This window comes from Brevundimonas sp. RM1 (genome assembly GCF_052907225.1).
Genome location: NZ_JBRERY010000002.1, coordinates 12,119 through 26,993 on the forward strand (window position 1 = coordinate 12,119; position 14,875 = coordinate 26,993).

Below are 14,875 nucleotides of genomic sequence, written 5' to 3' on the forward strand. Positions count from 1 at the left end.
ATCACGTTACTCCCAAGGAGATTGCGCCGATGCGCACGGTTAAGATCGCGGCCGCGTCCGCTTTGATGGCGGCCGCCCTCTATGGCTGTTCCAAGGGACAGGAGGCGCCCGCCCAGGGCGCGCCGCCCGTCACGGTGGCCGCGCCCCTGTCGCAACAGGTCGTCGACTGGGACGAATTCACCGGCCGCTTCGAGGCGCCTCGCTCGGTCGACGTACGGGCGCGCGTCGGCGGCTACATCCAGTCGGTCCACTTCAAGGACGGCGACTTCGTGCGCCAGGGCCAGCTGCTGTTCACCCTGGACCCGCGTCCGGCCCAGGCCGCCCTGGCCTCGGCCCGCGCACAACTGGCCCAGGGCCAGGCCCAGCTGACGCTGGCCCGCACGGAACTGACCCGCGCCGAGGGCCTGCTGGCCTCGCAGGCCGTGTCCCAGGCTGAGGTCGACGCCAAGCGCGGCGCCGTCCAGACCGCCGAGGCCGCCGTGGCCGCCGCCAACGCCGCCATCCGAGCCCGTCAGCTGGACGTGGAGTTCACCCGCGTCACCGCCCCGATCTCGGGCCGCGTGTCCGACCGCCGGGTCGATCCGGGCAACCTGATCGGCGGCGGCTCGTCGGCCGGCGACGTCCTGACCACCATCGTCTCGTCCTCGCCGATCTACTTCGTCTTCGACGGCTCCGAAGCCCTGGCGTTGAAGTACCAGCGCGACGCCCGCAACGGTTCGGCCCCGATCCGCATCCGCCTGCAGGACGAGACCAGCTACGACCGCACCGGTACGCTGGACTTCACCGACAACGCCATCGACGCCTCCTCGGGCACCATCCGCCTGCGCGCCGTGGTGCAGAACGCCGACGGCTTCCTGAAGCCCGGCATGTTCGGTCACGCCCAACTGGCCGGTTCGGGCGGGTACGCCGCCATGCTGGTGCCGGATTCCGCCGTCGTCACCGACGGTCCGCGCAAGGTGGTCTACGTCGTCGCCAAGGACGGCACGGTCGGCGCCAAGCCGGTCCAGCTGGGTCCGCTGGCCAACGGCCTGCGCGTCGTGCGCACGGGCCTGACGCCGGACGACCGCGTCATCATCAACGGCCTTCAGCGCGCCCGCCCGGGCCAGAAGGTCACCGCCCAGAACGGAACCATCAAGGCTGAGGAAACCAAGGCCGACGCGCCCGTGACCACGGCCCCCGTCGCTTCGTCCGCCACCTTCGTCGCCAGCGCCGGCTGAGGAGGAGGCTCACGAGCCGGAACCTGATCCATGAACATATCCCGCTTCTTCATCGACCGGCCGATCTTCGCGATCGTGATCTCGGTCTTCATCACCCTGATCGGCGCCTTCGCCATGCCGATGCTGCCGCTCGCGCAGTATCCGGACATCGCGCCGCCGACGATCAGCGTGAACGCCTCCTACGCCGGCGCCTCGGCTGAAACCCTGTCCGAAACGGTCGCCGCGCCGCTCGAGCAGGAGATCAACGGCGTCGAGAACATGCTCTACATGACCTCGTCGTCCACCTCGGACGGCCGGGTCACCGTGACCGTGACTTTCCAGCCCGGCACCGACCTCGACACCGCCCAGGTGCTGGTCCAGAACCGGGTCGCCCTGGCCGAGCCGCGCCTTCCGGCGCAGGTCCGTCAGGTCGGCGTCGTCGTCAACAAGGAGTCGACCGGCTTCCTGATGCTGGCCTCGCTGACGTCCGACGATCCCGGCATCGACAGCGACTATCTGGGCAACATGGCCCAGTCGACGATCCGCGACCGCCTGCTGCGGATCGACGGCGTCGGCGGCATCCAGGTCTTCGGCGGCGGCAACTACTCCATGCGCATCTGGATCGATCCGGCCAAGGCGGCTGCACGCGACCTGACCGCGCCCGAGATCGTCGCCGCCCTGCAGGCCCAGAACGTCCAGGCCGCCGGCGGTTCGATCGGCCAGCCTCCCTTCCCGACCAACGCCGCCGCCTTCGAGCTGCCGGTTCAGGTCGAGGGCCGTCTGTCGGCTCCGGAAGAGTTCGGCAAGGTCGTGCTCAAGACCGATGCTCAAGGGCGCGTGACCCGCGTCAGCGACGTCGCCCGCATCGAGCTGGGTTCGGAAATCTACGGCGTCGAAGGCTACTTCAACGGCCAGCGCGGCGTCGGCATCGCCGTCATCCAGCAGCCGGGCTCCAACGCCCTGTCGACCGCCAAGGCGGTCATCGCCGAGCTGGACGCCATCAAGGCCGACTTCCCGCCCGGCGTGAAGTACGCCATCCCCTATAACCCGACGGAATACGTCGCCGCCTCGGTCTCGGCCGTGGAGCACGTGCTGATCGAAGCCGTCTTCCTGGTGATGATCGTCATCCTGGTCTTCCTGCAGACCTGGCGCGCGGCCATCATCCCCATCATCGCCATCCCAGTGGCCCTGGTCGGCACCTTCGCGGTGCAGCTGGCCCTGGGCTATTCGATCAACTCCCTGTCGCTGTTCGCCCTCGTTCTGGCCGTCGGCATCGTCGTCGACGACGCCATCATCGTGGTCGAGAACGTCGAGCGCTACATCCGCGAGGGTCTGACGCCCAAGGAAGCGGCCTACCGCTCGATGCAGGAAGTGTCGGGCGCCCTGATCGCCATCTCCCTGGTGCTGACCTCGGTGTTCGTGCCGACGGCCTTCGTGCCCGGCATCCCCGGCATCTTCTTCCGCCAGTTCGCCGTCACCATCGCCTCGGCGACTCTGATCTCGCTTCTGGTGTCGCTGACGCTGTCGCCGGCCCTGGCCGCGCTTCTGCTGAAGCCGCACAAAGAGCACGACCATCACCGCAAGCCGGGCCTGTTCGGCACGGCGACCTATTACCTCGGCTGGGCCGGAGCCAAGTTCAACGAAGGCTTCGACTGGGTCTCGGACCGCTACGGCCGCCTGACGGCCAAGCTGATCCGCATGGTCACCATCATGCTCGTCATCTACGCCGCCCTGCTGGCGCTGACGGGCTGGCGCATGGCCGACACCCCGACCGGCTTCATCCCGGACCAGGACCAGGGCGTGCTGATCGGCGTCGTCCAGCTTCCGCCGGGCGCCTCGCTGGAACGCACCAAAGCCGCCATGAACAAGGCCGTGGACATCGTCCGCAAGGCCGACGGCGTGCAGGAAGTCACCGCCTTCGCCGGCCTGGACGGCTCCAGCTTCTCGCTGTCGTCCAACGCCGCCACCATGTTCATCAAGCTCAAGGACTATGAAGAGCGCACCACGCCCGAACTGGAAGCCTCGGCCCTGGCCGGCGCGCTCAGCGGGGCGACCGGCGTCATCGAGGAAGCCAGCATCTTCATGCTGTCGCCCCCGCCCGTTCAGGGCATGGGCACCGGCTCGGGCTTCAAGATGATGATCCAGGACCGTTCCGGCGCCGGCTTCAAGGCTCTGGAAGGCGCGACCTTCGCCATGATGGGCGCGGCCGCCCAGGCGCCGGATCAGGTGCAGCAGGTGTTCAGCCTCTACAACACCGGCTCGCCGCGCATCGCCGCCGAAGTCGACCGCGACAAGGCCCTGCTGATGGGCGTCCAGCCCTCGACCGTGTTCAGCACCCTGGGCACCTACCTCGGCTCGACCTACGTCAACGACTTCAACTTCCTGGGCCGCACCTTCCGTGTGACCGCCCAGGCCGAGCCCGCCTATCGCGACGAGCTGGCCGATATCGCCAACCTAAAGGTCCGTTCGGGCTCGGGCGGGATGGTGCCGATCGGTTCGGTGGCGACCCTGGCCGACGATTCCGGCCCGGCGCGCGTGGTCCGCTACAACCTGTTCCCGGCTTCGGAACTGCAGGGTGAAGCGGCGCCCGGCGTGTCGACCGGCGACGCCATCGCCACGATGGAGCAGTTGGCGGCCCAGACCCTGCCGGAAGGCTTCAGCTACGAGTGGACCGAAATCGCCCTGCAGGAGAAGCAGGCGGCGGGCGGCGCGACCATCATCTTCATCATGGCGGTGGTGTTCGTCTTCCTGGTGCTGGCCGCTCAGTATGAGGCCTTCACCCTGCCGCTGGCGGTCATCCTGATCGTGCCGATGTGTATCCTGGCGGCCATTATCGGGGTGAACCTGCATGGTCTGGACAACAACATCCTGACCCAGGTCGGCCTGGTGGTCCTGATCGCCCTGGCGGCCAAGAACGCCATCCTGATCGTGGAGTTCGCCAAACAGGCCGAGGACGAAGAGGGCCTGAACCGTTGGGACGCCGCCGTCCAGGCCGCGCGCCAGCGTCTGCGCCCGATCCTGATGACCTCGTTCGCCTTCATCTTCGGCGTGCTGCCCCTGGCCATCGCCACGGGCCCCGGCTCGGAGATGCAGAACGCCCTGGGCATCGCGGTGGTCTATGGGATGCTGGGTGTGACCTTCTTCGGTCTGATCTTCACCCCCGTCTTCTACGTCATCTGTCGCTGGATGGCGGGCAAGCTGCCCAAGGCGCCGGGCAAGGAGCGCGAGCTCCCGACCAGCTTCGGCGCTCCGCCGCACGACCCCTTTGACCCCGACGGCCCGGAACCGGCTCCCGCCGCTCCGCGCCAGGGAGATGCGTAAAATGAACGGCAAACTCCGCACTCTGCTGACCGCCGCGGGGTCGGCGGCCCTGCTCGCCGCTTGCGCGGTGGGCCCCAAGGCGCCGCTCCCCACGATCCCGGCCGAAGGCCAGGGCGCCTTCGTCGGCTCGCAATCCGCCTCGGTTTCGACCGAGGCGGCCCGCGACGACTGGTGGCGGCTGTATCAGGATCCGACCCTCGACGGCCTGATCCAGCAGGCCTTGACCGAGAACAACGAGCTGGAGGCGGCCGCGGCCAATCTGCGCGCCGTCCGGGCCTCGCTGTCCGAAGCCCGCTCGGGCCGGTTCCCCACCACCACCGCCTCGGCCGGCTACAACCGCAGCCGGGCCTCGACCGACACCGCGCCGACGGCGGGCGGCGCCAAGCTGCCGGAGGTCGACACCTATGACGTCGGCCTGGACGTGGCCTATGAGATCGACCTGTTCGGCCGGGTGGAGTCGTCCATCCGCGCCGCGCGGGGCGACGTGGCCGCCGCCGCCGCCGCCCTGGAGGTCGTGCGGGTGACGGTCGCGGCCGAAACGGCCCGGGCCTATGCCGACACCTGCTCGGCCAACGCCCAGATCGCCGTGGCCGAGCGGACCATCGACCTGCAGGCTAAAACGGTCGACCTGACCCAGCGCCTGCTGGACGGGGGCGCCGGCAACGGCCTGGACGTCGCCCGCGCCCGCGCCGCCCTGGAACAGACCCGCGCCAGCCTGCCGCCCCTGCGGGCGTCGCGCGACGGCGCCCTGTTCCGCCTGGCCACCCTGACCGGCCGCACCCCGGCCGAGGCCAGCGAGGCGGCTCGCGCCTGCCAGTCCCCGCCGCAGCTGTCGCAGCCGATTCCGGTCGGCGACGGCGCGGCGCTTCTGGCCCGCCGTCCCGACGTGCGTCAGGCGGAGGCCCGCCTGTCGGCCGCCGCCGCCCGCGTCAACGTCGCCACCGCCGGCCTCTATCCCAGCATCCGCCTGGGCGGGTCGCTGGGCTCGACGGCGCTCGACGCCTCGGACCTGGGCGAGGACGCCAACTTCCGCTTCAGCGTCGGCCCGCTGATCTCCTGGTCCTTTCCCAACGTCTGGGCGGCACGGGCCCGGATCAAGCAGGCCGGCGCCCAGTCGGACGCGGCCCTGGCGACCTTCGACCAGACCGTGCTGACGGCGCTGCAGGAAACCGAGACGGCGCTCAGCGCCTACGCCAACGAACTGGACCGCCGCACGGCCCTGCGCACCGCGCGGGATCAGGCGGCCACCGCCGCCCGCCTGTCGCGTCTGCGTTTCGACGCGGGCGCCGACAGCTTCCTGACGGTGCTCGATTCCGAGCGCACCCTGGCCGGCGCCGACGCCGCCCTGGCCGCTTCGGAAGCCCAGGTCACCACCTACCAGATCGGCCTGTTCAAGGCCTTGGCGGGTGGTTGGGAACAGGCTCCCGATCCCGAAGCCTGAACTTCAGCCTCAAGCTGAAACTAGGACGCCCGGCTGGTTCGCCCGCCGGGCGTTTTCTTTGGCGGTTTTCCGCCAAGCCGCAGCACAGACAGAATATTCTTCATTCAAGTACCGACAAGCCAGCACTCATATGAATAATCGTCGCTCACAGCTTGGCTCAAACGACGATCTTGCGATAGGGAGGCTGTGTGACCTCCTTAGCGCCCCTCCCCGCAGCCTTTGAGGCCGCCGCCTCGCCTGCCGCCGCCCTGGCCCAAGCGCGCCGAGTGGTGATCAAGATCGGCTCGTCCCTGCTGTTCGACGCTGCGCGTCGCGCCGTCGCCGCCGACTGGCTGGCCGACCTGGCCGGCGACATCGCCGAGTTGCGCCGCGACGGACGCGAGGTGATCGTCGTCTCCTCCGGCGCCGTCGCCTTGGGACGCGGACGCCTGAACCTCTCGACCAGCCGCCTTCAGGACAAACAGGCCGCCGCCGCCGTGGGTCAATCCCTGCTGATGCACGCCTGGGAAGAGGCCCTGGCGCCCCACGGCCTGATGGCGGGCCAGGTGCTGCTGACCCGCGACGACACCGAACGCCGTCGCCGCTGGCTCAACGGCCGCGCCACGCTGGAGGCCCTGCTGGCCCACGGCGTCATCCCTGTGGTCAACGAAAACGACACCGTCGCCACCGAAGAGATCCGCTATGGCGACAACGACCGACTGGCCGCCCGCGCAGCCCAACTCGGCCGAGCCGACCTGCTGATCCTGCTGTCCGATGTGGACGGCCTCTATACCGCCGATCCGCGCCGCGATCCGCACGCCCGACACCTGCCGCTGGTCGAACGTTTGACGCCCGAGGTGCTGTCGATGGCGTCGGGCACCAACGCCCAGGCCGGGGTCGGCACAGGCGGCATGGCGACCAAGCTGGCGGCAGCCCAGATCGCCGCCTCGGCCGGATGCGCCACCGTCATCGCCTCGGGCCTGACCGACCATCCGTTGAGGGCGGTGCTGGACGGCGCCCGCGCGAGCCTGATCCTGGCCCCCGCCACCCCCCTGGCGGCGTGGAAGCAGTGGATCGCGGGCAGCGTGGCGCCCGGCGGCGCCCTCACGCTGGACGCCGGAGCCGTCGCCGCTCTCCAGGCCGGAAAGAGCCTGCTGCCCTCCGGCGTCGTCGCCGTCAGCGGCGATTTCGGCAAGGGCGACAGCGTACGCCTGACGGGGCCCGACGGCGCGCGACTGGGCGTCGGTCTGGCGTCCTACGCCGCCGAGGAGATCGCCCTGATCCGCGGCCGCCATTCCGACGCGATCGAAAGCCTGCTGGGCTATCGCGGCCCCTCGGTCGTCATTCACCGCGACGATCTGGTTCTGGAGGACCGATGAGCGACCTCAACGCCGCCATGCTGGACATGGGCCGCCGCGCCCGTGCCGCCGCCGACGCCTTGCGCGCCACGACGCCCGACGTCCGCACCGAGGCGCTTCACCGGCTCGCCACAGCCTTGCGCGCCGCCGAGGCCGACATCCTGGCCGCCAACGCCCGCGATGTGGCCCACGCCCGCGACGGCGGCCTGTCCGAGGCCCTGATCGACCGCCTGGCCCTGACGCCTGCCCGTATCGAGGGCATGGCCGTCGCGGTCGAAACCATCGCCGCCCAGCCCGATCCCGTCGGCGCCGAAATGGCCCGCTGGACCCCGGCCAACGGTCTGGACATCGCCCGCGTCCGCACCCCGATCGGCGTGTTGGCCGTCATCTATGAGAGCCGCCCCAACGTCACCGCCGACGCCGCCGCACTGTGCATTCGGTCAGGAAACGCCGCGATCCTGCGCTGCGGCTCTGACTGTCTGGACTCATCACGCGCCATCGCCGCCGTCGTCGCCCGCGCCGTGGCTGAAGCGGGCCTGCCCGCCGATACGATCCAGTTGGTCCCTGTCCCCGACCGCGATGCTGTCGGCGCCATCCTGTCGGGTCTGAACGGCGCCGTCGACCTGATCATCCCGCGCGGCGGCAAGAGTCTGGTCGCTCGCGTCCAGGCCGAGGCGAAGGCGCCGGTGCTGGGCCATCTCGAAGGCCTGTGTCACACCTATCTGGACGCCGCCGCAGACCTTGATGTCGCCCGCCGCGTGACCCTGAACGCCAAGATGCGCCGCGTTTCCGTCTGCGGCGCGACCGAAACCCTGCTGGTGGACCGCACGGCGGCGGGCCGCCTGCTGCCCGCCGTCGCCGCCGACCTGACGGCCGCCGGATGCGAACTGCGCGGCGACGCCGAAGCGCGCACACTGGTTCCGAACATGGTCGAGGCGGTCGAGACCGACTGGACGACCGAATACCTGGCCCCCATCCTGTCCGTGCGCGTGGTGGACGGCGTGGACGGCGCGATCGCACACATCCGCGCTTACGGCTCGGGCCACACAGAGGCCATCGTCACCACCGACGGGAAGGCGGTTGACCGCTTCGCTGAGGGCGTGGACAGCGCCATCGTCCTGATCAACGCCTCGACCCAGTTCGCCGACGGCGGAGAGTTCGGCTTCGGCGGCGAGATCGGCATTTCAACGTCAAAGCTGCACGCACGCGGCCCGGTCGGGGCGGAACAGCTGACCACCTACAAATATGTGGTGCGCGGAGAAGGCCAGACTCGGCCGTAATGCGCCTTCTCTCTCCGCTTCGTGGGGAGGGATGTCGACGCGAAGCGGAGACCGGGTGGGAGAACCAAACAAGCTTGGCCTCGGCGCTCGATCTCCCTGGGCGCCCCACCCGGCTCCGGCCTAACGATCTCAACCACCCTCCCAATGAAGGGGAGGGTGAAGGCTATCTGTTCTCCGGCAGCGCATAGGCGACGACGTAGTCCCCGCGCGGCGTTTCCATGAAGTGATGCCCGCCGGCCATGATGACCAGATACTGGCGGCCGTTCTGCTCATAGATCATCGGATTGGCCTGGCCGCCTGCCGGAAGCACGTCCGACCACACCGTCTTGCCGGTCTCGATGTCGATAGCGCGGATGAGGTCGTCCGTCGCGGCGGCGATGAAGATCAGTCCGCCCGCCGTCACCGCCGAACCGCCGTTGTTCGGCGTGCCGATCTCCAGCGGCAACATCGACGGAATGCCGAACGGCCCGTTCTTCCTAGCCGTGCCGAATGGCCGATCCCACAGGGTGCGGCCGCTCTTCAGGTCGATCACGCGCATCCCGCCATAAGGCGGCTGTTTGCACAGCAGGCCGGTGAACTTGACCCGCCAGCCCGCGTTGACGTCGATGGCGTAGGGCACGCCCATCTGCGGATCGCCCGCGCCCTCTGCCTTGGATTTCGACAGACTGCCGCCGCGGTTCGCCGCAACCTTCTCGCGTTCGATATAGCGGGGATCGTCGCGCGCGAACCAGCCCAGACGTTCGGCCTCGGCGCGGGGCACCAGGCGGTTATGGTTAGGCATGTCATTGTAGTTGGCGACGATCACGCCGCGCGCCGGATCGACCGCCACGCCGCCCCAGTCTGAGCCGCCGTTGTAACCCGGGTACTGAATCCAATAGCGGTCCGCCGTCGGCGGCGTGAAATAGCCGTCATAGGCCGCCTGACGGAACTGGATGCGGCAGACCATCTGGTCGATCGGAGACATGCCCCACATGTCGCGTTCGGTCAGGTCCGCCTTCCTCAGCGTGTGGAACAGGGAGAAGGGCTGGGTCGGGCTGCGCTGCGACGGCTCGACGCCGCCTTGGGGCACGCGACGCTCCTCGACCTTATGCAGCGGTTGGCCAGTGCGACGATCCAGGATGTAGAGGTCGCCCTGCTTGGACGGCAGAATCACCGCCGGAACCATGGCTCCGTTGATCGGCATGTCGACCAGGGTCGCCTGCGAGCCGAGGTCATAGTCCCAGACATCCTTGCGCACCGTCTGGAAATGCCAGCGCGGCTTGCCCGTGGTCACGTCCAACGCGACCAGTGAGGTCGAGTATTCGTTCTCCGCCGGACGGCGCAGGCCGGAATAATAGTCAGCCGAGGAGTTGCCCATCGGCAGGAAGACCAGACCCAGCGCCTCGTCCGCCGTGGCCGTAGTCCACATGTTCGGCGTGCCCGGCGTATAAGTCTCGCCTTCCGGCGGCAGGGTCGTGATGTCCGGCCGCATCATGTCCCAGGCGAAGCGCAGCTCGCCCGTCACCGCGTCAAAGCCTTGGATCACGCCGGAGGCGTTCCACCGCTTCTGACCGTCCAGCACCTGATGGCCCGTAACCACCACGCCGCGCACTATGACCGGCGCCGAAGTGATCGACACCATCCCCGGATAGGGATCGCCCATGCCGTGCTTGATGCTGACAGAGCCATTGGTCCCGAAACCCGCGCAGGGAAGGCCCGTGCGCGCGTCCACCGCCACCAACCGCCCGTCCAGCGTGCCCTCGATAATCCGCGTGGCGCAGGGCTGGGCCGCATCAACATTAGGCGCGGCGTAATAGGTCACGCCCCGGCAGGCGGCGGTATAGGGAATCTGGTCGTCGGCGACCTTGGGATCATAGGTCCACTTCTGCTTGCCCGTCGCCGCGTCGACCGCGAACAGCCGGTTACGCGCCGAGCACATGTAAATGGTGTCGCCGATCTTCAGCGGCGTCGTTTCGGCGCCCCAGCGTTCATCCGGCAGGTCGCCCGTGCGGAAGGTCCAGGCCCGTTGAAGGCCCTTCACATTGTCCCTGTTGATCTGATTCAGGGGGGAATAACGCTGGGCGCTGTCCGAGCCGCCCCAAGCGGGCCAGTCGGCGCCGACCTTCAGGATCGCAGGATCGCCCACGCCGCCGTTCGATGCGCCCGGAACCGGGCTGAGCACCCGCGCCTTGTTCGCCTGGGCCACCACTACGGCGGAGATCAGGCCGAAGACCACGACGGCCGCCAGACCGCCCAGCATCAGCCGGCCTCCGCCGCCTTCGCGCTTTAGAACCGGGAGGCTGCACACCACGGCGATCAGCAGCACCAGCGGCGCCACTACGCGTGGGACCAGAGCCCAGCCGTTCAACCCGGCCTCCCACAGCGCCCACACTACAGTGCCGATGAAGATGGCGACATAGAGCCATGCGCCGAACGGTCTGAGCAGGGCCAGTAACCCACCCGACACGATCATCAACAGACCGACAATCAGATAGTAGGCCGAGCCGCCAAGCATGATCAGCTGGCCTCCGCCGATGGTCAGCGCCAGCCCGATCAGGGCCATGATGATCCCTAGAAGTCTGACAAGAACGCTGCCGAAGCCCCGTCCGCGCTCAATGGACGACATGGCGCCCTCCCATCGTTCAGCTTGGCCTTTGACTGCAACCCGCCAGCAAGACCGCCGTTCCATCGGGGCGGGAGAAACCGCCAGTCGATCCGATCAGCGCATGGAAAAAGGGCCGCACGCCAGTTCGGCGTACGGCCCTCAATCAGGTTCTGGCTAAGCCTTACTGGCGCGCCAGCTGGCTGGACAGGATCAGTTCCAGCTGCTTGCGGATATGCGGCGTCAGCTCTTCGATGCCCCAGTTGTCATAGGCGGCGAAGCGGAAGTTGTTGATGAAGACGTCCCAGATCAGGCGCGCCAACATGGGCAGGTCCACATCCTGGCGCAGCTCGCCTTCACGCACGCCGGCCTGCAGAATCTCGGCCACGGCCTCGACCAGGGGGCGGACGAAGGCGCGCGAGCGCAAATCGGCGTCTTCCGGCTGGAACCACGAACGCGCCACCATGGCCTGCATCAGCGGCAGATGGTCCAGCGAGCGGTGATAGCCCGCCGTCAGCCCGTTCGACAGGCGATCCAGGACGCGGCCCTCGGCGGCGGCGGTGCGGATGTCGAGCAGCAGGCCTTCCATCTCTTCGGAGAAGACGGCTTCGAACAGCTCGGCCTTGTCCTGGAAGTTGGCGAAGACCGCGCCGGTTGACATGCCGGCGCCCTTGGCGATGTCGCGAATGGTGGCGGCGTCATAGCCGCGCTCGGCGAAGAGGGTGCGGGCGGCGTCCAGAACCTTCTGACGCGTGCGCACCTTGGCGGCCTGGCGGCGGTTCAGCCGAGGCTGGACTTCGGCTTCGGCGACGGCAGGGGCGGACTGGGAAGATTCACGCATCGGCGGCGGCTCTAAACTCATCTATGTGCGGCGTTCGCCTCATCGCGGCTCGCCGTCGATCTGACGCGAGCCTGGGACAAGGGAGAACGCTCCTAGGAGGAAGTGGTGAACTTTCATCACCGAACAATGACCAAAATGGGTCACAGGCGGCAGAAAACTCTGCCGCACCACGCTTAGGAGTTCAACACGACTAAGGAGTTCTACTGATGCCGCAAGGTCAGGAAAGCTCTCCGGCTCAAAGCTTGACTTTATGCCTCAGTCTATTTCGCTTCAGCATCATTACGGCGGTCAGAGGCCCAGAAGAGGGAATTCTGTCCGCCCTCGCGCGACACGCTAAAATTTTTTAAGACCGCTGGATCGCCCCTGCCTCTAGGCTTTGGGCAGCGCGCCCCTTGGGGGTCCGAGATGAGGAAACAAGAATGAAGAAACTGTTCGCGGGGGTCGCTGCGGCCGCCCTTCTGGCGCCGGCCGCCGCCCTGGCCCACGACGGCCATGACCACGCCTGCATCGACGAGGCCTGCACCGTCTTCGAACTGTTCCAGACACCGGCCGCCCAGGGCGGCGCCTCCGGCTGGCAGGGCACGGATGCGCCCCGATATGGAACCTGGGGCTTCGACCTGGCCGGTCGCGACACCTCGGTCGATCCGGGCGACAGCTTCTTCCGCTACGCCAACGGCGCGGCGCTGGACCAGTTGACCATCCCGTCGGACCGCACCTCCTACGGCTCGTTCGCCCTGCTGCGCGAACTGTCGGACAACCGCATGAAGAAGCTGGTGACGGACCTGGCCGCGCGCACCGATCTGGCCTCCGGTTCGGACGAGCAGAAGATCGCCGACGCCTACCGCGCCTTCATCGATCAGGCCCGCGTCGACCAGTTGGACGCCCAGCCGCTGGCCCCCTATCTGGCCGCCATCCGCGCCGCGGACAGCCATGAGAAGATCGCCGCCTACATGGGCCAGACCCAGGGGCGCGCAGGCGGCTCCTTCTTCGGCACCGGCGTCACCATCGACCAGAAGAACCCCACACGTTACGCCGTGACCACGGGCCAGTCGGGCCTGGGGATGCCCAACCGCGACTACTATCTGGACGCCCGCTTCGCCGACAAGAAGCAGAAGTATCAGGCCTATATCGAGCAGACGCTGACCAACATCGGCTGGACCGACCCGGCCGCTTCGGCCGCCGCCATCGTCGCCCTGGAAGACCGGATCGCCGAGGCGCACTGGACCCCGATCGAGAACCGCAACCGCGACAAGACCTACAACCCCTATTCGATCCAGACCCTGGCCGCCGAAGCGCCCGGCTTCGACTGGGCCGGCTATTTCAACGCCGCCGGTCTGGGCGCGGTCGACCGCGTGATCGTGCGCCAGAACACGGCCATGCCGAAGATGGCCGCCATCTTCGCCGAGACGCCGGTGACGACCCTGCAGGCGTGGCAAGCCTTCCACACTACGGACGACGCCGCCCCCATGCTGTCGCAGCGCTTCTCGGACGCCCAATGGGCGTTCCATTCGCGCGACCTGGCCGGCCAGCCTGAACAGCGCAGCCGTGAAAAGCGCGCCATCAGCTTCGCCGAGGGCGCCCTGGGCGAGGCCGCGGGCCGTCTCTATGTCGCCGAATACTTCCCGGCCGAATCCAAGGCCAAGATGGAAGAGCTGGTCGCCAACCTGCGCACGGCCCTGTCGCATCGTATCGACAACCTGACCTGGATGGGCGTGGAGACCAAGGCGGCGGCTCAGGAGAAGCTGCGGAAGTTCACCGTCAAGATTGGCTATCCGAACAAGTGGCGCGACTATTCCGCGCTCGAGATCCAGGCCGACGATCTGTTCGGCAACAGCCAGCGCATGGGCCAGTTCCAGTGGAACTATCGCCTGTCGCGCCTGGACCAGCCGGTCGACAAGGATGAGTGGGGCATGACGCCCCAGACCGTGAACGCCTACTACAACTCGGCCAATAACGAGATCGTCTTCCCGGCCGCCATCCTGCAGCCGCCCTTCTTCGATCCGGACGCGGACCCGGCCGTCAACTACGGCGGCATCGGCGGCGTGATCGGCCACGAGATCGGCCACGGCTTCGACGACCAGGGCTCCAAGTCCGACGGCGACGGCGTGCTTCGCAACTGGTGGACGGAACAGGACAAGGCCAATTTTGAGAGCCTGACCAAACGTCTGGGCGCCCAGTACGACCAGTTCGAACCCGTCCCCGGCCATCCCGTCCAGGGCGGCCTGACCATGGGCGAGAACATCGGCGACGCCGCCGGTACGGCGGTCGGTCTGGAGGCCTATCACCTGTCGTTGAAGGGCCAGCCCGCTCCGGTGATCGACGGCACGACCGGCGACCAGCGCTTCTTCTACGGCTGGGCCCAGGTCTGGCAGTCCAAATACCGTCACGACGCGCTGATCAATCAGATCGCCACCGATCCGCACAGCCCGGCCGAATTCCGCGTGATCGGCCCCGTCCGCAACATCGACGCCTGGTACGACGCCTTCGGCGTCAAGCCGGGGACCAAATACTACCTGTCGCCGGAAGAGCGCGTCCGCATCTGGTAGGACGCCGCGCCTGCTGAACGAAGAGGGCCGGAGCGGCGACGCTCCGGCCCTTTTTCATGGCGCCGTCTCCCGACGCTCCTCCATGCCAAGACCGCCCCTATATCGAACATCTTTCGATAAAATTCTTGGCTTCCAGGCATGAAAAAGCCCGCTGCGGGGGATACATCGCAGCGGGCCTTCTCGCTCTCTCAGGAGCGGACGTTTCCTCCCCGAAACGCCTTCAAGATGTCGCTGCGGCTGAGCGCTGCGCCTCTTGAGTGAGACCAAATGACGCCATTGAGGGGGTCAAGTCAATCAAGCCTCTATCGAAAGAGCGTTCTTTCGTAACTGAA

General features: G+C 67.9%; 8 protein-coding genes. 6 read left to right on the top strand and 2 right to left on the bottom strand.

The window, feature by feature from the left end:
* Positions 1-29 precede the first annotated feature (29 nt).
* The 5 genes from ACU5AP_RS02010 (at position 30) to ACU5AP_RS02030 (ending at position 8,575) form a co-directional block, all read left to right on the top strand.
* Entirely contained in the window at positions 30-1,217 is a 1,188-nt protein-coding gene (locus ACU5AP_RS02010) for an efflux RND transporter periplasmic adaptor subunit (protein ID WP_003166715.1), read from the top strand.
* A 30-nt stretch (positions 1,218-1,247) separates the two neighbouring features.
* Positions 1,248-4,517, top strand: coding sequence for an efflux RND transporter permease subunit (locus ACU5AP_RS02015; protein ID WP_128719285.1), 3,270 nt, complete (start codon positions 1,248-1,250; stop codon positions 4,515-4,517).
* Position 4,518: 1 nt separating this feature from the next.
* Complete coding sequence (locus tag ACU5AP_RS02020) at positions 4,519-5,958, top strand: efflux transporter outer membrane subunit (RefSeq protein ID WP_312052501.1); 1,440 nt, start codon at positions 4,519-4,521, stop codon at positions 5,956-5,958.
* A gap of 188 nt (positions 5,959-6,146) precedes the next feature.
* The gene (proB, locus tag ACU5AP_RS02025; protein ID WP_446680732.1) at positions 6,147-7,316 is read left to right on the top strand and encodes a glutamate 5-kinase; all 1,170 of its coding nucleotides are present in this window, start codon (positions 6,147-6,149) and stop codon (positions 7,314-7,316) included.
* Positions 7,313-8,575, top strand: a complete 1,263-nt coding sequence (locus ACU5AP_RS02030) for a glutamate-5-semialdehyde dehydrogenase (protein ID WP_128719282.1) — start codon at positions 7,313-7,315, stop codon at positions 8,573-8,575. Before proB ends, ACU5AP_RS02030 begins: the two co-directional genes overlap by 4 nt.
* Positions 8,576-8,738: 163 nt before the next feature.
* Here the strand turns inward: ACU5AP_RS02030 and ACU5AP_RS02035 are convergent, their stop codons facing one another.
* Complete coding sequence (locus ACU5AP_RS02035; RefSeq protein ID WP_128719281.1) at positions 8,739-11,180, bottom strand: membrane-bound PQQ-dependent dehydrogenase, glucose/quinate/shikimate family; 2,442 nt, start codon at positions 11,178-11,180, stop codon at positions 8,739-8,741.
* Positions 11,181-11,340: 160 nt separating this feature from the next.
* On the bottom strand, positions 11,341-11,997 hold the full coding sequence (locus ACU5AP_RS02040) for a TetR/AcrR family transcriptional regulator (protein WP_003166709.1): 657 nt from the start codon (positions 11,995-11,997) through the stop codon (positions 11,341-11,343).
* Between the two features lie 419 nt (positions 11,998-12,416).
* On the opposite strand from ACU5AP_RS02040, the gene ACU5AP_RS02045 reads away from it, so the two are divergent.
* The gene (locus ACU5AP_RS02045; protein WP_446680733.1) at positions 12,417-14,543 is read left to right on the top strand and encodes a M13 family metallopeptidase; all 2,127 of its coding nucleotides are present in this window, start codon (positions 12,417-12,419) and stop codon (positions 14,541-14,543) included.
* The last annotated feature ends 332 nt before the right edge of the window (positions 14,544-14,875 follow it).